Genomic DNA, 19,988 nt, shown 5'->3' with positions numbered 1-19,988 from the left:
AATTCAATATTATAGATTGATTGATGCTCCTAATGTAAAAGTCACCGATCTTGGATATGTAGCAAAATCAACACCCGGTCCTACTTTGGCAACCGTTCCAAAACCAGTACTAACTTCCGGGTCGAACCAACTGTATCTAGTAATCATAAATGGATTATTAACTCTTGCAAATATCCGCATTGATTTTATGCCGGAACTCGTCATAACATCCTCTGGCAATGTATAACCTAAGGTTATGTAATCACACTTTAAGAACGATCCGTCTTCAACTAAACTACTCTTCATAAAGTTCGAATAAGTATCTGGCACTTGGCCATGTACAGTTCCATCCGGATTAAGAGGTGTGAAGGCATTAGGCACGAAACCTGCTAATGTATTCCAGTTTCCATTCCCTACACGATCTAGAAATAGTGTGTTTGCGTTGATAACATCATTACCGTAACTCCATCTCAAAAAGAAACTAAAGTCGAAGTTCTTATAAGTAATTTCACTATTAAAACCACCAATAAAATCCGGTTGGGTATTCCCTATAATAACTTTATCGTTTGCATCGATAATACCATCACCGTTGACATCTCTAAATTTTACCTGACCAGGTATATTCTCTAAAAGGTTTGAATTGGGACTATTAGCAATTTCAGTATCACTATTTAGCACTTCGTCCTCAATATAACCTACAAACGTTCCAACTTCTTCCCCTACACGCAACATAATTTCATCTCTAAAATTGAAATTAAATACTCTGGAGAAATACATTTCTTCTCTTTCTCCCAAATCTAAAACTTCGGTTTTATTAGTGGAGAAGGTTAGCGTCGTGTTCCATTTAAAATTCTCAGTTTCAATGTTAACGGTGTTCAAAGCCAATTCAAAACCTTTACTGCTTATAGATCCTACATTCTTAACAGCCGTTTCGAATCCAGAGGTTAAGGGTAATTGCACGTCTAATAATAAATCATTTGTTTCCTTATAATAGGCATCTGCCGCTATTGATATTCTATTATCCAAAAATGCTAAATCCAGACCTATGTTATATTGTGTGGTGATTTCCCATCGTAAATCGGGGTTAGGAATACTTCCAGGTACTTGTCCTACCACCAATTGATCTCCGAAAATATATCTTTGCGTGCTTAATCTTGCTAGAGACTGGTAGGTTGGAATTTGACTGTTTCCTGTTTCACCATAAGATAATCTCACCTTAAATAAATCGAAGGTATTCAGGTCTTTTATAAACTTCTCTTCGGAAGCAACCCAACCCAAGGCTAAAGAAGGAAAATATCCCCACTTATTATTAGATCCGAAGCGTGAATCGGCATCGCCTCTGAACGAAGCTGTTAATAAATATTTATTAGCGAAGGAATAGCCGAATCTTCCTAAAAAGGATGCTGCTGTTCTTTCCTCAACAATATTTACAGGAAAATCTGTTTGTGATGCCGACGATAAATCGAAAAGTCCAAGAGATTGCTCCTCAAAGTTTGATGCACCAAAAGTTTGTAGGGTTACATCTTGCGTTCTAGCTTCAAATACAGCTGTAGCATTAAAACTGTGTTTCTTTATTCTTTTATTATAATTTAAACGCGTTTGAAAATTGGTGTCCTCAGTATCACGGGTTCTGAATCTTGCAAATCCATTAGGATCTTGACCTCTTCTTACAGTAACCGGATAAAATTGTGAATCTGAATTTTTAAATCTATTTATACCATAGCTTGTCCACCATCTCAAATTATCAGTAAGCTTATATTCGAAAAATAAATTACCTAAAGTTCTTTCTGTCTCAGAAAAATTTTGGACTTCATCTATATATGTTAATACATTTTCAGAATTAAAAATAAATGTTGGATCGTCTATAGGGAATTCACTAATTTCAAAATCATCAGACATGAAAGGGTTTAATTGAAATACCGTTTTCAGTAGTGAGTTTTGATCCCAAACAGTAACTAAGCCTTCTGTTTTCTTTAAGGAATACGTTATGGTTGAACCAATTTTAATATTCTTTCCTATTTTTTGTTCAATGTTGGCACTTAAGTTAGTACGATTGAAATCAGAGTTTTTGATAACACCTTCCTGCCCTAAAAATCCTGCTGATAATCTATAGTTCATACCGTCAGATCCACCACTAAAACTGATGTCTGCTTGATTGGTTAAGGCGGGTCGTGTAATTCTATCGATCCAAACACTACCTCGCTCGCCAGAATTTTTAGTATCTAACCATTGTTGTACTCTATTTTGGTTTCCACTATTGATGAAATTTAACTGTGGACCCCGCTCTATCTGCCAATCCAAGTACTCCTGGTCATTTAAAATATTTGGCGTATTCGTCATAAGAGAAACCCCACTATTATATTCAAAATTAATTTGTGGTTTTCCTGACTTTCCTGTTTTGGTTGTTATAAGAATTACACCATTTGCTCCTAATGCTCCAAATACTGCTGTAGCAGAAGCATCTTTTAATACTTCAATGGACTCTATATCATTAGGATTTAAATCGGCTAATGGGTTTTGAGAAGGATCACTATCATCAGGTACGATAGGGAAATTATCAATAACATATAATGGTTGATTCCCCCCTGTAAGAGTAGAACCCCCTCGAATTAATATTCTCATCCCTGCACCGGGAGAGTTGTCGGTTTGGGAAATTTGCACCCCTGCAACACGCCCTGCCAGAGCACTCTGAACAGTGAGTGGTTTTCCTTTTTCCATACTGCTTCCTTTCACAGAACCCACAGAACCTGTTAAATCCCGTTTTTTGGCTGTTCCGTAACCAACTACCACAACCTCATCAAGATCAGTAGCTGAAGGCTTTAACACAATATTAATGGTGTTACGGTCACCAACAATTACGGTTTGGTTTGCAAATCCCACATAACTAAATACCAGTATAGCATCAGGACCTTTTACGGTAATTGCATAATTTCCATCAAAATCAGTTGTCGTCCCTTTTTGGGTACCTTGAATTAAAATAGTCACACCTGGAAGAGGTATTCCATCCTCCTGTCCAGTAACCTGACCTGTTACTTCCATTTCCTGCGCGTAAGCAAAGAAACTAAGGAGACACCAAATCGCGGCACAAAAACTCTTTTTTAGTTTAAGTTGGTTTTTCATAAAATAAGAATTATTAGTTTGAAATTAGTTTGTTGACAGCGCAAATATTTTTCGATCAGAGAGATCCTGTAAAACATACCTACGACATCTAATTTCAAAGTAACTTCTTTAATTCTATAAATATAACCGTAATTTATATCCTAAACTGGTTTAAAATTGTTCAAAAAGGTTAAAAATTGGCCAGTTTATAGGTAAATATTGTTCATGACCTAAAAACCCATTTCGAACTAGGCAAATGGGCATAATATTTTTGTATTATTGTTTCTATGACAACAGGTAGTAAATTCTCCCAATTTTTGCTTTTGTTTTTAATCGGGTCTATGATGTTTGCGCAGAATAGACGATTTAAACACATTACCTCTAAAGAAGGCCTTTCTCAAAGTGAGGTTTATTGTTTCCTTAAAGATAGCCGAGGGTTTATGTGGTTTGGAACGGTAGATGGCCTAAATCGATTTGATGGGTATAAAATTGACATTTTCAATACCGAAAAGAACAACCCAAAATCCCTTACCAATAATACCGTCAGAAGTCTTGTAGAAGATCAGTTTGGAAGAATTTGGATAGGCACAGACGATGGCTTGAACATGTATGACCCCACTACTGAATTGATACACCAACTCATTCCAGTCTCTGTTTCAAGTCAAAAATTAAATATTAGTTCCTTACTGGTTTATGAAGATTATTTATTTCTGGGAACCGGCGAAGGTTTGTTCAGGATTGAACTGAAACGACAGTTTACCGGACCTAAGGATATCGATTTGGAAGCCATAGAATTTGATTCTGAAGACATGCTGGAAAATACGAACATCATTAATTTAAAACCTTGTAGCCTCGGTGGTATCTGGGTCCAAACCAATACCATCGTAAAACAAATCATCGTTGAGCCTCATAATAGCAAAGCCCTTACTATTGACACACCCATTTTTAATGAATCCTATAATTTTCTAGACCTCGAAGAGGATGATGCAAACAACCTTTGGGTTACTATTAATGGAACGGGTGTTATACGATATAATCTCATTTCAAAAGATTTGGACCTCTTTACACCAAACGGGAATAACGGCCCATCCTCAAGAAAATGTGCGGGGATTACTAAGGATATGAATGGAAATATTTGGATTGGCACTCTAGATGATGGCATCAATCTTATTCCTGCTGATCAAGTTAATCAGAAACAAATCAAATTTGAATATTTAAGACATTCGATCTACAACCCTTCGAGCTTAAACTCAAACCTTATTCGAACCTTATATGTTTCCAGAGACGATATTGTTTGGATTGGGACTATCGGAACAGGTGTTAACTATTATGATACGGAACAAAAAAATTTCAATAATTTCAAAATAAATACCTCTACCAGTAATGGATCAAATTTTATTCGTGCCGTTTACGCAAATCGTGAAAATGAAATTTGGTTGGGAACACACAGCAATGGATTATTTAAAATTGACAGAACCCAAAAAACCGTAAAAAAACTTGGCCTTGGCAACATGACTGTATTTTATATTGCCCCTTTTGAAAATGACAAATATTTTATCTGTACCGATGAAGGACTTTTATTAGTTGAGGAGAGAGATAACCAATTAAAAATTTTAAGTCATGAAAAATCAAATGCCACTTTTTATATTGTTAAAGGGGCACAAGGGTATTATTGGCTTGCGTCATTTCTTGGTCTTTATCGTCTAAAGGTTAATAATGATAAGATTAATATAGATAAGAATTACCCGCTAAAAACTTCAAAATCATCTAAACCTCAAAACTGCCGGGTGCTTTACTTTAATGAAAAAAATCATGACATTCTAGTAGGTACTGAGGGTGGTGGGCTTCACATCCTAGCACTAAATGAAAATCAAGAGCTTGTAACCGATAAAAAATATAAAAGTACGGCAACGGAAGGATCTATTAGTAATAATTATATCAGATCGATCATACACGATAGTCAGGGGAATTTTTGGATTGGCACTTATGAGGGATTAAATAAAATGATTAATTATGATTCGTCTTTGGGCAATATATCGTTTAAGTCCTATTCTAAAAAAGACGGCCTGCCGAACAATATGATCAACGCGATCATTGAAGACAATGAACATAATTTATGGGTTGGCACCAATAATGGCCTTTCAAAATTTACGCCCTCAAGAGATCGTTTTTTAAATTATTTTGAAAGTGATGGCATACAGAGTAATGAATTCTCTGAACACACGGCATTTAAAACTCAAAACGGCGAATTACTCCTCGGTGGAATAAACGGGGTAACCACCTTTTACCCCAATGAAATAAGTAAGAGTGAACGTGAACCCCAGACTACTATAACCGACTTCTATATTGATAATGAACGCGTAAAACCACTTGAAAAAGTTGGAAAAAATGTACCGCTCAAAAAAGGTATTACCATTTCGGACACCATCAATTTATTACCTATCCAAAACAATATCGGTTTTAATTTCTCTTCAATGATCTACCCAAACGCAGAGAAAATAAAATACACTTTCAAGCTCGAGGGCTTTGATAAGAATTGGCAATATACCGATGAAACAACCAATTATGCTAATTACACAAACCTGGATTACGGTGATTACATTTTTAAAGTAAAATCAACCAACAGCGATGGTATTTGGGAAGAGAACGGCACAGAAGTATTCATTCATATTAAGACACCATTTATCTATACTTGGTATGCATATTTACTATACCTGATCGTTATAATTTTAGTATTAGTTTACTTCTCATACTATTCCATCATACGGTATACAACTAAAAATAAATTATTGCTGGAGCAAGAACACAATAAACAGATCCAGTCTTTAAACAAGTTGAGAACACAGTTCTTTATTAATATTTCTCATGATCTTAGAACACCATTAACATTGATAAAAGGGCCTTTAGATAGCATTCTGAAAGAAAAAAATCTAAACAGCGACATTAAATCCAAACTCGTGTTGGTAAAAAGAAATGTAAAACGACTCAATTACTTGATTGAACAACTTTTGGATGTTCGAAGAACAGAGAAAGGAAAATTAGCAGCGCAGTTGGAAGAACGTGATATTGTGGCATTTACTGAAAAAGAAATGAGTCATTTCAGTTATGCCATGAATCAGAAAGGTTTAAGTTATCAAATTGACGGACCAAACTCGGGAAAACTTATGGTTAGTTTTGATCCGGGAATGATATCTAAAGTGTATTTCAATATAATTTCCAATGCACTAAAGTTTACTGATCAGGGTTCGATAAACATTTTGATTAATGAAGTTGAAAAAAGTGCTCATAACCTACTTGAAAATGCCACACACAAAAATTTTGTAAAAATTGAAATTCGCGATACCGGCAGAGGCATTCCTGATGAAAAATTAGCGAAGGTTTTTAAACGTTTCTATCAGGAAGATACAACTTACGGAAAAGGTTATGGTATAGGTCTATCACACACCTTTCAACTTATTGAAGCTCACGATGGCTATATTGAAGCCGAAAGTAAGGTAAATCAAGGTACCACGATTCGGTTTTTTATCCCCTTGATTCATAATCTGGAAGCACAAACCTCTACCCTGAATCCGAGTGAAGACGACATTTACCGAGACACCAATGACGATCTTTTACCGGAAGAATCCATGACTACAAATGCTGAGGCCAAAACCATTCTCATCGTGGAAGATAATGCCGATATGAGAACATACATTAAAACAACCTTAATTAAAGATTATCATGTTTTAGAAGCCGAAGATGGTATAAAAGGTGTAAGCCTGGCCGAAAATTATGATATCGATTTGATCATCAGTGATGTTATGATGCCTAATATGGACGGTATGGCCTTTTGCCAGCATATAAAATCCAATCTAAAAACAAGCCACATTCCGGTCATCCTTTTAACCGCAAAAACGGATAAAAAGTTTAAATATAAAGGTATTGAAACAGGAGCCGATGACTATCTGTCTAAGCCCTTTGAAATGGAATATTTGGTATTGAGAATTAAAAATCTACTTCAATCCAGAGAGCAATTAAGAAAAATATTTCAATCTAGAGATACCGTTTTGAAGCCTTCATCCGTGACTGTTAACTCTATAGATGAAAAGTTTTTACAAGACCTCATGGAGGCCATTGAAGAAGGTATTCCTGATTCAGAATTCAGTGTCAACTCACTCGAAAAAACACTTGGGATGAGTCATTCAAATTTTTATAGAAAAGTAAAAAGTCTTACCGGGTTATCGGGAAAGGAAATCTTGGATGAAATGCGCATGAAAAGAGCCAAACAAATTTTGCAGGACAATAAAAAAATACGCATTGATGAAGTAGCCTATATGGTGGGTTATACCAACCCAAAATATTTCGGTAAAAGTTTCAAAGAAACTTATGGTCTGTCTCCTACGGAAATGAAAAGAAAAAATTAGTCCCAAACTAAGCGTACTAGTTATAATTCTTTACAAGAAAATCACTCAAAGAATAAAAAAGACTCATTTTTTCTCTCATTGGTAATAACCAATATTTGAGAGTAACCTTCCATTTTTACGAGTTGGAAGTGCCTTCATTTACCAATCCAGCACATCTCTAACTCACCGAACAAAATCTATCTATTTTTTGGAATATAATAAGGCATTCGATTATGGGTGAAGTAGATACCTTAGCATCAACTAAATTAATGTTAATCAAAACAACAACACTTTTTATGAAAAACTTTTTAATCTATTCCCTAACCATTATGATGGGTTCAGGCCTATTTGCCCAAGTTAATATACCGATTACTAATGGCGATTTGGAAGATCAGACAGCCCTTTTTAAAAGCAAAAAATTCTGGAAAAAATGGGCCGTAGAAGGTATGTTTTTTAATGAAAATGCAGAGCCCAGTAAATTTGATGTCTCTAATAGTGGCTTAGCCCCCGGTGAAGGCATTGATAATTCTCAAGCCCTTAAATCCAAAGTTAACGACGCTGAAGGCAAAACAGCCGATGTAACGCTGGCGGTTGGTGATACAGACATCAGTAATTATGGACCTGGAACCTACAAATTCACCTTTTACGTTAAAACAGCAGACGCTTTTTCTGCCAGACCATTTTGGATTGTATGCAGTGCCATAGACGAGAAAAAAAATGATGTCAGCAAACAAACCCTTACCCATGTAGATAATGGTGGCACAGTAGCCTGGAAAGACCTTAATAATGGATACCAGGAACAATCTATCACTATAAAATTAACTAAAAACCCTGAAGGTAAGGATGCTCAATTTTTGAGATTACAAATTCAACACGGACGATTTGATAATACCTATTTTTTCGACGATTTTTCTTTAACAAAGTTGGATTAAAATAAAAAGTCTAACTTAAAAATTAACACCATCAAGATTTTTAATTAATGAACTATTTATTGTCACATTTTGAGACAAAAGTATCTAATAATATTTCATCCTAATCACTAGGTTTGATTTAATATAATTTATAGCTAACTAAAACAATTAACTATTAACTGAAACAATTAAATATTATGAAAAAAATTACTATTTCCTTTTTATTTCTTACGACCTTTTTTCTGTCTTTTGGACAAGAAAATATCCCTATCACAAATGGAGATATGGAATCGAGCACCGCAATGACCACTTCTGATAACAAGAACTATTTTATTGATGGGTTTTCCATTCTTGAAAATACACCAGACGATATTTTTGACGAGGCCAACAGCGGATTAGCTCCTGGTGAAGGTCAAGGTGGCTCCCAAGCCCTTAAATCGACAATCCAAAATTCGATTGGAGAAACTTCCAATGCTGTACTTGGAGTTAGTCCAGTTGATATAAGTGCAAATGGCCCTGGAAATTACACCTTTTCTGTATTTATGAAAACAACATCGGCACCAACAATAAGGCCTGTTTGGATGGTTGTAGTTGCATTCGATGAGGATATGGCTAACGTAAATAGTGCTACGCGAACAATTATCGACAATGGTGGAACAATTACCTGGCAGGATCTAGGAACTGGATATATCGAAGCAACTGTAAGTGTATCCATAAGAGCAAATACCTCTGGAGGTAAAGATGCTAAATTTTTAGTTTTACGTGTGCAGCACGCTGGTGAGAATAACACCTATTATTTTGACAATATTACCTTAACAGGACCAGAAGCCACCTTATCTGTAAATGAGCTAAAGAAAATTGGAGTAAGCATGTATCCGAATCCCGCCCATTCTTTATCAAGTATAAAAAGTGAGAGTCAATTGGAAAACATCTCACTTTACTCCATAACAGGAAAACAAATCTTTAATAAAGAGGTCGATTCTAAAGAGTTCCAATTTGATGTATCCGCATATGCGAAAGGACTTTACTTGCTAAAAATAACCAATTCCAAAGGTTCATCAACCAGTAAATTGGTAATAAAGTAATTTCTTTAAAATTGAGGTAATCTATTTTGATTACATTCGAAAACATTAAACACAATATTGGGGAGCCCTTTTTAAAGGGCTTCTCTCTATTTTCTTAAGATGCCAAAGAAATCCCATTCAAAAACAGTCCTGTCATTATGGTTAATTCAAAATTAAAAGACCTTATTATTATTGACATATTAAAAATGACAAAATCTTTGTTTTAAAAAACCGCCACCAAAATCTTCAAACCATGAAAAATTTATTCTTTCTGCAGACCCTTATTGGTCTGCTATTATGTTATACAACGACTCAAGCCCAACAGCTTGTTACTTATGACAACATTCCCGGCCGATCAGCTTCCGACCATTACACCTGTCGTGTAAAATTTGTAAATGAAGATGATACAGCATGGAGAGATGCTTTCGTTTTACAGACTAGAGGCAAGGAAGTTGCCGAAGATCCGGAAGATGCTTACTATGACCTCATCCGAGGTTTCACTGCTTCATGGATTACTTTCGAATCCGATTTCAACGGTGATAGTGTTATCGTTGAAATTGCTAAAAAAGATGGAACACCAATAACAGAGGCGATGGTAAGACCTGTCGCTGATGCTTCTGAAGCCGTTATAACCGATGGAAAGGCCTATGTTACTTTTACGGAACCTGCAAACGTGAATGTGGATATAAATGGTCAAATGGAAAATAACTATACTGGGTATGGTTACAACGGACCTAAGGTACACACCATAACCCTTTTTGGGAATCCTATGTTTACTGTACCGGATGTAAATGATCCCACGGTAAGAGTCGTGCAACCAAGCGAAGATATTAATACTATTGACCGTACTGATTGGAATACCATCATTTTCGCTCCCGGCGTTCACGAAATTGGGATGTCCTTTAAAATATATAGCAATGAAGTGCTATACATTCCCGGTGATGCCGTTGTAAAAGGAACTATACATCCTTTGGATGCCTGGGGACCCAGCGCTTCCCAAAATTGGAAAGTGTATGGATCAGGCACTATTAGTGGTGAAGATATCGCGAGACTCCCTGCCGATCAGGGAAAGGAATTCAAACCGTTCACTTACCAAGCCGAAGGTGCTCACCTTGAAGGTTTCGTTGTTGCAGATCCCGCATTCCACACTTTTAATATGGGACATTCCAGTGGGAATAACGCAAATCCCAATATTTATAAAAACCTAAAAATACTGGCCTGGAGAAAAAATAGTGACGGTATTAATGCATTTCGGGCTTCCGAAGTATCCGATTGCTTTTTTAGAGTTCAGGATGATGCCTTTTATTTCGGCCAGTCTGATGTTCATCAACACGATAATGTGGTTTGGAACGACACCAATGGCGCCGTGTTATTCCTGCAGAACGTTCCTGATGGCAGCACTTGTTCATTTAATAACGTTAAGGTCATTTACCACCGTGCGCAATGGCATTGGTGGGATGGTGGTCGCATCGTAAGTTTCAGACAAACACCAACATCTTCTTCTTTTTCAAATATTCTTGTTAAAAATATTGTAGTTGAAGATCCATTACCGGCTTTCCCCCCATTTTATGCCACTATGATCGATGGTACCGGAAGTGCAACTATGAGTAATATTATTATAGAAAATGTACATCAGGAACACGATGGCGTTAGCTCAAGCTTAGATGCCACAAGAGGAAAACCACAAAATACTATGATCGGTCTTGATGATGCCAGAAAATGGGAAAACATTTGGTTTAAAAACTGCTATTTTAACGGCAAGATTTTGACCAGTTTTGAAGATGGTAATTTTTACACTGAATTCGTGAATCCAAATACTGTTATTTTTAGCGCTATTGCAACAACTGGTGTAACAATTGACAATTGCCTTTCGAGCGATTTGGAGATTGAAAACGTACATCAGTTAACGGCTACAATAACTCCTACAGACGCCACCGATAAAAGCGTAACCTGGATATCTTCCAACACTTCTGTATTAACCGTAAATGAGAACGGCTTGTTAAATCCGGTTTCTTCGGGGAGCACAACCATTACGGTAACCTCAAATAATGGTAATTATACAGATACTTGTCAGGTAACCGTGAACGATTCAGGAACGTTAAAAACCAATGAATTTTCAAATCTAGGCGTTAAGGTTTTTCTTGACCCTGATAATAGATACATTAATATTGAAAGCGAAACAAACCTAAAAAACGTCTCGCTTTATTCCCTAACAGGGAAGCTGTTAATACATAAAGATCTTGATATAAGAACTTTTCAAATTGACGTTTCACCCTATTCGAATAGCCTTTATTTACTGAGCATAACCAATACTAAAGGTTCGTCTAATAATAAATTAATAGTGAATTAATTTTATCTTGAATTTTACATTTGAGAATTTCAAAATACTGTAAAAAAGTTTATCATTTCAATTTTATTAAATATCAAAAAGTAAATAAAAAATCGGTTAATTTAATTTTAACCGATTTTCATTATGCATCGCTATTAACAATTGCAAAGGGAGGTTTTACCTTAGGATATTATTGCTTTATCAATTTTCTTACACCGTTATTATTATCTGTTGTTTGTAAATGCAAAAGATATATTCCTGATGTTAATTGCGAGACGTCTATTCTTTTGTTATTTAAATCGTAAGAAGTCATCACAACTTTACCTGTGATATCATAAATTTTAATACTTGAAATTTCATCAGTAGTTTGAAAATTAAGATAGCTATTTGCCGGATTCGGATACATACTGAATGAAGCCGTATTGAATTCACCACTAGATAAGGTATTATCAGCTACCACAGAATTAATTTCAAGAGTACCGACATCATTAGCCTGACCCGGTGTTGCTGCAACTGTTGAACCAATTCCTATAGCGAACGTTTGATTTCCAGTCCATTCAGGATCAACCCCGATATCTGACAAATCAAAAGTATAGGTTTGGTCTGAGGAATCACCGGTACTCATTGTCATGGTTCTTGTATTTGTTCCATAAATAAATCTCAGTTGATCGTTGGTAGCCGAATTATTTTTTAAAGTTATATGAATATACTTATGAACATCAGCATCCACATGATGCAAAGTTTGCTCAATTTTAGCATATTTATCTGCTACGGGCGTAAAGGTTAAAACCCCACTCACTGGCCCTGAAATACTTCCGTTTGTGGCTATAAAACCTTCTACATCATCATCTGTATCAAAAGTGTAGCTCTCTCGAAGCGTGGTAGGTATTGACGAAATAAAATCAATTTTATCAATATTAACCGTTACACCTCCCACAGGCACCGTATAGGTTGCATTTCCTGCTGCTTTAAAATGAACCTGTATATCATTTTCTGTAGCGGTATCACCCCATTCGGAATTTGTTAAATCAAAATAATAGGTGACATATCCGGAGTCTCCGGCAGTAATATCTTGTTGTTGATATACACGACCACCGGCAGCCTTTGGATAAGAAATTCTTAAGAATGTTGGTCCATTAACACTAAGGTTTTGAAGGGTTACCGAACAAATGGTGTTCGTAACACCGTCAACACCTGCCGTGCTAGATCCAAATTTTGGGTTGTTTACACCTTCGGCTAAATCGACAGCCACGAAGGTCGCGTTAGGGGTTAATGTCGCCCCTGTAGTAACGGCATCCCAACCATCGGCCGTGTTGGTGAAATCGAATGTTTGGGAAAATCCAAAAAGGGGTAAAAAGATCAAAGTTAAGAGCGTAATTTTTCTCATCGTTTTAGTGTTTAGTTTTGAGTTAATTAATTAGTAATTTTTTGCAATTAGTTTCACCGTTTTCAAAAATGACCTTTACCAGATATATCCCGGATTTTAAATCTGAAACATCAATTAATTCTGAGTTTTCTTTTGGGTAAAACTGACCTAGACTAGTGTATAAGTGAATATTTGAAATTGTTTTGTTGGATTGAATTTTGACGACACCTGTTGAAGGATTTGGAAACAATTGAAAATCATTTTTTGATTTCACTTGAGCCAAACTAAGAGTCCCTTTTCCCAGAAGGGCGTTTTTCACATCTTCCACCCAGCTCCTGTCTGACACCTTGTAAATCGTTTTATTTGATTTTTCACCGGCGTCCCAAGCAGTAAAACTAAAGCCACGACTTAAAGCAGCCTCTGCAATATAATCATGGTACAAAACCCTCGAAAGATTATCAGGGCCACCATAGGGACCACAAACATTGTTTACATAATCATAACCACAGCTATTATCAGCTCCAAATTCACCTAGTAGAACAGGAATATTATTCGTTTGAGACCAGTTTAAAACAGTATCAAAATGACTATCTACATTGGCTTTGTCAGTATCGGTTCCCCAATCATAATCAGAGTATTGTTGCTTTGAGGAACTTGTAAATTTGAAGGGCACATAGTAATGGAAAGTTGCTATTAAATGAGTATCACTGGCAATGAGGGAATTCGATATTTGCAGTGGGGCTTGCCAGGAATTAGCTTCACCTCCAGTGATGATCACATTTCGGGTGGGATTGGCTTGCCGAATGATACCGAGAATATTTGTGTTTACGGCATCAACCTCTGAAGCCGACATACTAAAATATGGCTCATTCATAATTTCAAACAATAGATTTTCAGATTTTGTTTGAAAACGATTTGCAATAGCACTCCATATAGCCCGGAAACGGTCTTCCGCAGCTAACAGGTCATTACCTGTTTTGTACTCCGCACTTGTGGTATCATAACTTTCCCAAAACCACTTATCGCCATGTACGTCGATAATGGCCACAAGACCCTTGCTAAGTGCCCAATCTACAACTTGTTCAACCCGATCCAGATAATTTTGGTCTACCGTATAATCATTTGCACTACCAATGTAATTATTACTGCCATCGGTGTATGTAACATCCGTTAGAGCCGTTGTGTGCTTATCAAACCTGATCGGAATCCTCACAGTTGTAAAACCTTCAGCAACGACATCTTCAAAATAGGATTCTTCCACGGCCGGCGCCCAATTGCCCTCGTAAGGAGCACTTAAAACATTTCCTAAATTAATACCTCTGCCCATTTTCGCGACCATTTGCTGAGGGGTCGCCTGACCAATACTTTTTATTGAAAATGAAACGAGGAAAAGTATCGCAATAGGAAATGTTAGGTGCTTCATTATTAACTACTAACTATCGTTAATTTTTTACCTTATCTTTTCCTTTACTGCGTGCTTTCTTTTGTTCCTTGGTGAGCACTTCAGAATACATCTGCTTAAAATACTTTTTATTTACAGCCTTTATGGCTTCCTTATCAGCGTTACTTTTGCGTAAACCCCTCACCTCTTTAAGACGGTTCATTTCCAGTTCGGTTATTTGCGCTATTTGATCGTCTGTTAAGGCCTGTGATTTATCCCCAGCAACGATTTCGGTATTAAATTTTTCGGCACGTTCAGCGGCTTTATTCTCCATTTTTGATTGCGCTGAGAGACTTAGACTAAGTCCCAAAATCAGTAAAATACTAGTTATAATTCGTTTCATTTTTGTTTCAGTTTTTGTTAGATTAATAATTATTGGGCGATGGCTTTTACATTATCAAAGCGCCATCTGGTTCTGTAAAAATCAAAATCAATAGTTTGGGTAACACGCATTGCGATATAAAAATCTCCGGTTGCATTTACGGTAAAGGTTTCTCTCTTATAAGAATTATTACCAAAGCCTTCTCCATCCATGCTTGCTGCTGTTTCAGTGGCCAGAACCGTCCAATCACTTTCATTGAAAGTACCAGATCCATCATAGGTTTGAGACCAATAGATTGTGGCCTGACCAGAGTTTTGATTCTTAAAGGCATAGGCCACATCAACAGAAATGTTAATCGTACCTCTTCCTGTCTGTACGGGTGTTACAACAACATTATCAATGGTTCCAAAATCCGTAGCTACCTGATTGCTGTTATAGAATAAATTCAAACCATTATTAGAGGTTGCTGTAACGTCATCTACATCACTGAAATTACCAGCGTTAGTGATCAAATCAATTTGTTTATTTGAAATATCTTGTGTTGGTAAAATGATATTTTGAAATCCTAAAACATCATTTAAATAAGTATTAGATCCATCGTTGGATTCAAAGGTTTCAACATAACTATAGGCATTAGGGTCCGGGTCATTTTCAACAATGTTTGAATTATATTGAATTAATGTTGAACCGAGGTTCAATCCTCCTGAAGCATTGGTCATATCCAAAGAAAAAGGCTCATCACCTTCAAAAGACGTATCATCCGTAATCACCAGGTCTAATGATGCTGAGGAAGAACCTGCAGGAATCATTAAACTGTAAGGATTTGAACTATCCCCATTGAAGGTATAGTCATCTCCTATCGTGGCTGTACCCGATGCTGTTAATTCAATAGTGGCATCGGCCGTTGTAGTTCCTGAAATATCAAAATTTATAGTCACCGTACCTGCTCCTTCGTCTATGGTTACAGGGTTAGATGTGTTAAAATCGATTACCGGATTTGGTGCAGCATCATCATTAACTATAGAAATCGTTGTTTCTGGAGTAGTTCCAATTGCTAGTCCACCGGAAACATCCGTAATGGTAAAAATGATATTTTTATCTACTGAATATTCTGAATTATCAATAGCTTGAACATTAAAACTAGCCGCTGCAGCTCCTGCCGGAACATTAATAGTCATTGTTCCGCTGGTTTGACCTTCAACCGTATAATCAGTGCCATAAACAGCATCTCCTGTAGCTTCAATAGTAATTGTTCCACCATTGGTTGATTCCTGATCAAAAAGCATATTTATTGTTGTGCTCGATGTTGCATTTTCCTGTATACTACCCGTATTACTTTCAAAACCAACAAGAGCAATCAACGGATCGTCATTATCTAAAATAGTAAAGGAGATTATGGTATTTTCCCCAAGTTCTATACCACCCGTGGCATCGGTTAAAGTAATTGTTAAGGTTTTGTTATCCTCGATAAGGTCATCATCTACAGGTTGTATGGAGAACGTCTCCAACAAACTGTTCGCATCAACTTCAAGCTCAAAAGAGGCACTACCTGCACTCGTTTCAAAATCGGTTCCATATTCTCCACCGGTAACGGACACTGAAATAGTTCCCGCTGCATGATTATATGCGTCAATACCGATGTTAATTCCTAAAGCAGTAGTGGCATTTTCAACTTCAGTAATTTCTTTTATTGAAAAATTTGCTACACCTGTTCCGTTTGACTGAACTTCATCTTTTTCACAAGTAAAATAAAGTGTAGACAATAGGATGGTGATTATGATTAGTTTTAGTTTCATGAAATATATAGTTTACTTAGTTTTTGTAAAGTTCATGAAAATCACCTGTTTAGAGGTTCGAAAATTGTCAGATAGAGTTTATTTTAAGTAAATTATTAACGAAAAAGCATTTTTACAGGCTATTTTTTGTCAATAATGGTTTTTTATGAAATTCTAATTGTAAGAATGCTGATTAATAATTTTTATCGAAGCTATGGTTCCTGTTAAGCCTTTTGAAGTAGTCATATAGGTTGTTTTTGATCCTGAAAAATTATCTCCGGTATACAATTCAACAATAAAATCAAAAGGCACCATAATCGATTTGATATTGTCTTGATTTATTCCCAGACTCTTTAAATCCGCAAGAGTGTAATTTCCCTCCGATAATCTAAAAGAATTTCCGGCGTACGCATCAGCGTCGTAAAGTGCAATCGTATCTGGGTCTAAAATGACATCACGCACCGGTATTCCAGCGGCATCGGAAGTTTCTGTAAACCAAACATTATTTTCATAATCGTAATATTTGTTTCCCGCATTAATAGACCATGGAAGATTGAATGCATCAAGAGATCTCGACATAAAAGACGCGAAAGCTACTTGAGCAGGAATATCAAATTCGTTTCCTTTATTATAATTTCCGGCCATCCAGGCACCAACCCACGTTACGTAACCTGTTTGCTGCATCCAGTTTACTGCAGTATTAATGGGGTCTGTAATATTAGCACGCTCCAGAGCTGTAGAACCATCATTCCAATATTTTTTATTTGTAGGATCTGTGCTTGGTCCGGCCGCATAAAAATGCCATTCTACCATGGTGTATTTGTCCTTTGGTAAATCTAGGAATTGTAAATAATCAGGATTTGATAAATTCACAGGAGGAAATATAACGATACGCTTCGGATTGCTTTCTCTAATAGCAGAAAGTACTGATGCGTAAAAGTCATTCATTGCAGTGTAATTCTTTTTGTAAGTTCCTGAAATTTCAACCATGATATTAAAAGTTAAGTTTTCAGAATAATCTTTAAATTCTAAAGCCAGTTTTCTCCACCAATTGGTTAAATGATCTTTAGCTTCAGCATCACCGGTAGCGGTATCTTCAATATAATGCCCTTGGTACGCTATTATGGGGTAAATGTTGTGAGCCAAACAATAATCGACCTGACTTTTTAACATAGAAATAAACTCAGGTCCAAGATCTTCATCCTGCACACGGATCCTAACATTTTTAAATCCGGCCTTTTCGAAGTCTATCACGGCTTGTTCATTGAACAAGTTCATGTATTTTGTGAATTCTGCCCAGGTAACATCGAATCCCTTACCTAATTGAGCCACATAATTGGCGGGAAGAAGTGAAGTTCCTTTACTTTCGCCCGGACCTTTTAAGGTGTCGTTTTGAGTAGGATTAGTAACCGAATCATTTAAATCTGAAGTACCTTTTTCACAAGAAAGAAAAAGAATTGAAATGAAAAATACGGTAATAAACGGTTTAAGTTTCATGGTATGTTTAGTTAAATTGGTTTTGGTAAAACTCAAAAAAACACACCTATGGGAGGTATTCAAATTGTCAGAATGGGTCTACTTTAGGTTCGAATGCATTCTTACCCATTTAAAACCTAAGCGTATAAACTTATATTTTCTTGGCAACAATAGGGCTTTCTTTGAAACCAATGCGTTGCGCCATGCTGTAAACGTATTTTCCTTTTACAACTGAAAAAGGTTTTGTGTAGAGTTGCCAGTGACTATTAAGATCCAACTTTTTATCAGGACTGTCTGATATGATATAAGCAATGGAAGCCCCTTCCGTAGCACATTGTATCGCTACCTTACCATTATTATCCAAGATTGTTGGATGCTCTGTTTTGGGTTGTTTAAAATTTGGCCACATGATATCGATCAATTTGGCTTCCGGCATTTGCCCCATATCGGCACGATCCTCATAATGATCTCCAAAAGCAGTGCGCATGTCATTTAAAATATCAGCATAAATAGGATCATCCGCAAGATTGTTTATGTTGAAGGGATCTTTATTACAATCATACAGTTCTTCTTTCGTTTTGGTTTCAAACCAACCGTGTTGAACCTCGTTAAGTTTACCTTCTTTTTCCAGTTTAAGAAAATTAGACATCATTGGGATTTGTTTTCTGTAGCTTACATCCTTGTATTTCGGTAATTCCGGAAAGTAATTTCGTAGATATAAAAATTGTTTGTTTCTAACCGATCGAATACGGTCTGAATACTCATCGAAACGATCTGAACTACCAAATACATAATCACGCCTTTGCGAATCGTATTTTCCTCGAAATGCCTTTCCTTCCATATATTCCGGTGGTTTCACTCCTGCCAGACTTAGTACAGTGGCACCCAAATCAACATAAGAAATCAAACGATCGGTTCGCCCTGTGGTTTTATTGTTAATATCCTTTATTAAAAATGGTGTTTTTAATCCTGAATCATAAATCTCACGTTTTTCACGTGGTAATGGTCCTCCGTGATCACTATAAAAGAAAACGATCGTATTATCATACAAACCATCCTCTTCTAATTCTTTTAAAATGGCTCCCACCTTAGCGTCCATAAGTTCTATATTGCTATAATTTCGAGCTACCATATGCTTTGAAGCCGCATTATCAGGAAAATAAGGTGGCACATAAACGCTATCAGGATTTATTGTAAGTGGTAAATCTTCATGCTTCCAAAGTTTACTTTCATGGGTATCATCGATATTAAAAACCGAAAAGAATGGTTTTCCTTCTGGTCGGTTTCGCCAGTGTGCTTTTCTATTATTTTCATCCCAGGCAGTCACCGGAGCTGCAAATTGATAGTCGGTTTTTTGGTTATTGGTGCAATAGTACCCGTCTGCCCGTAAATATTCCGTAAAACATTTCACCTCAGGAGGAATAACTGCTGAATATTGACGAATAGGTTTTCCGGTGATATCATTTCGCCCCAGTTCTTCTCTGGTTTTATAACTGCGATTTCCCCAGGATTGTACATCCTGGCCCGTCCTCATGTGCATGGTACCTATGGTTGTTGGATACATACTTGTAATGATCGAGGACCGACAAGGTGCACAAACACCGACGGTAGCAAAAGCATTGTCATACACTAAACTTTCATTAGCCAGTTTATCCAGATTAGGAGTATGCGCTGTAGAATCCCCATAAAACGATAAGGTCGGACTTATATCCTCACACACGATCCAGAGGATATTAGGTTTGTTTTGCACCTCCGATTGAACCATTTTATCATCCTTTGGCTTACAGGAAACCACAGAAACGAGTGTAGTCGCAAATATTAATAAATATTTTAAAGAATTCATC

General features: G+C 36.5%; 11 protein-coding genes. 4 read left to right on the top strand and 7 right to left on the bottom strand.

The window, feature by feature from the left end; genetic code table 11:
* Nucleotides 1–9: 9 nt before the first annotated feature.
* A complete protein-coding gene (locus tag V8G61_RS05910; RefSeq protein WP_394874570.1) occupies nt 10–3,099 on the bottom strand; it encodes a SusC/RagA family TonB-linked outer membrane protein in 3,090 nt (1,029 codons plus the stop codon).
* Between the two features lie 320 nt (nt 3,100–3,419).
* Between V8G61_RS05910 and V8G61_RS05905 the strand changes: the two genes are divergently transcribed.
* From V8G61_RS05905 to V8G61_RS05890, 4 genes are all read left to right on the top strand, one after another.
* A complete protein-coding gene (locus V8G61_RS05905) occupies nt 3,420–7,481 on the top strand; it encodes a two-component regulator propeller domain-containing protein (protein ID WP_394874569.1) in 4,062 nt (1,353 codons plus the stop codon).
* Between the two features lie 275 nt (nt 7,482–7,756).
* Complete coding sequence (locus V8G61_RS05900; RefSeq protein WP_394874568.1) at nt 7,757–8,392, top strand: hypothetical protein; 636 nt, start codon at nt 7,757–7,759, stop codon at nt 8,390–8,392.
* Between the two features lie 176 nt (nt 8,393–8,568).
* Nucleotides 8,569–9,456: a T9SS type A sorting domain-containing protein gene (locus tag V8G61_RS05895; RefSeq protein WP_394874567.1), complete on the top strand. Its 888-nt coding sequence runs from the start codon at nt 8,569–8,571 to the stop codon at nt 9,454–9,456.
* Between the two features lie 232 nt (nt 9,457–9,688).
* Nucleotides 9,689–11,785 carry an Ig-like domain-containing protein gene (locus tag V8G61_RS05890; protein ID WP_394874566.1) on the top strand — a complete coding sequence of 699 codons (2,097 nt, stop codon included), beginning with the start codon at nt 9,689–9,691 and terminating at the stop codon, nt 11,783–11,785.
* Nucleotides 11,786–11,954: 169 nt separating this feature from the next.
* Here V8G61_RS05890 and V8G61_RS05885 read toward each other — a convergent pair whose 3' ends face one another.
* The 6 genes from V8G61_RS05885 to V8G61_RS05860 form a co-directional block, all read right to left on the bottom strand.
* The gene (locus V8G61_RS05885) at nt 11,955–13,151 is read right to left on the bottom strand and encodes a T9SS type A sorting domain-containing protein (protein WP_394874565.1); all 1,197 of its coding nucleotides are present in this window, start codon (nt 13,149–13,151) and stop codon (nt 11,955–11,957) included.
* 22 nt (nt 13,152–13,173) lie between these two features.
* Nucleotides 13,174–14,553 (bottom strand): cellulase family glycosylhydrolase, encoded by a 1,380-nt coding sequence (locus V8G61_RS05880; RefSeq protein ID WP_394874564.1) that lies wholly within the window; start codon nt 14,551–14,553, stop codon nt 13,174–13,176.
* 19 nt (nt 14,554–14,572) lie between these two features.
* Nucleotides 14,573–14,914, bottom strand: coding sequence for a hypothetical protein (locus tag V8G61_RS05875; RefSeq protein ID WP_394874563.1), 342 nt, complete (start codon nt 14,912–14,914; stop codon nt 14,573–14,575).
* A 29-nt stretch (nt 14,915–14,943) separates the two neighbouring features.
* Nucleotides 14,944–16,689 (bottom strand): Calx-beta domain-containing protein, encoded by a 1,746-nt coding sequence (locus tag V8G61_RS05870; protein WP_394874562.1) that lies wholly within the window; start codon nt 16,687–16,689, stop codon nt 14,944–14,946.
* 153 nt (nt 16,690–16,842) lie between these two features.
* Complete coding sequence (locus V8G61_RS05865) at nt 16,843–18,165, bottom strand: glycoside hydrolase family 5 protein (protein WP_394874561.1); 1,323 nt, start codon at nt 18,163–18,165, stop codon at nt 16,843–16,845.
* Nucleotides 18,166–18,295: 130 nt separating this feature from the next.
* Nucleotides 18,296–19,987: a sulfatase gene (locus V8G61_RS05860; protein ID WP_394874560.1), complete on the bottom strand. Its 1,692-nt coding sequence runs from the start codon at nt 19,985–19,987 to the stop codon at nt 18,296–18,298.
* Nucleotide 19,988 lies beyond the last annotated feature (1 nt).

Source organism: Gaetbulibacter sp. M240 (genome assembly GCF_043876815.1).
In the GTDB taxonomy this organism is placed as follows: Bacteria; Bacteroidota; Bacteroidia; order Flavobacteriales; family Flavobacteriaceae; genus Gaetbulibacter_A.
Note: the sequence above shows the minus strand (reverse complement) of the source record. Positions and strands in the feature narration are given on the sequence as shown.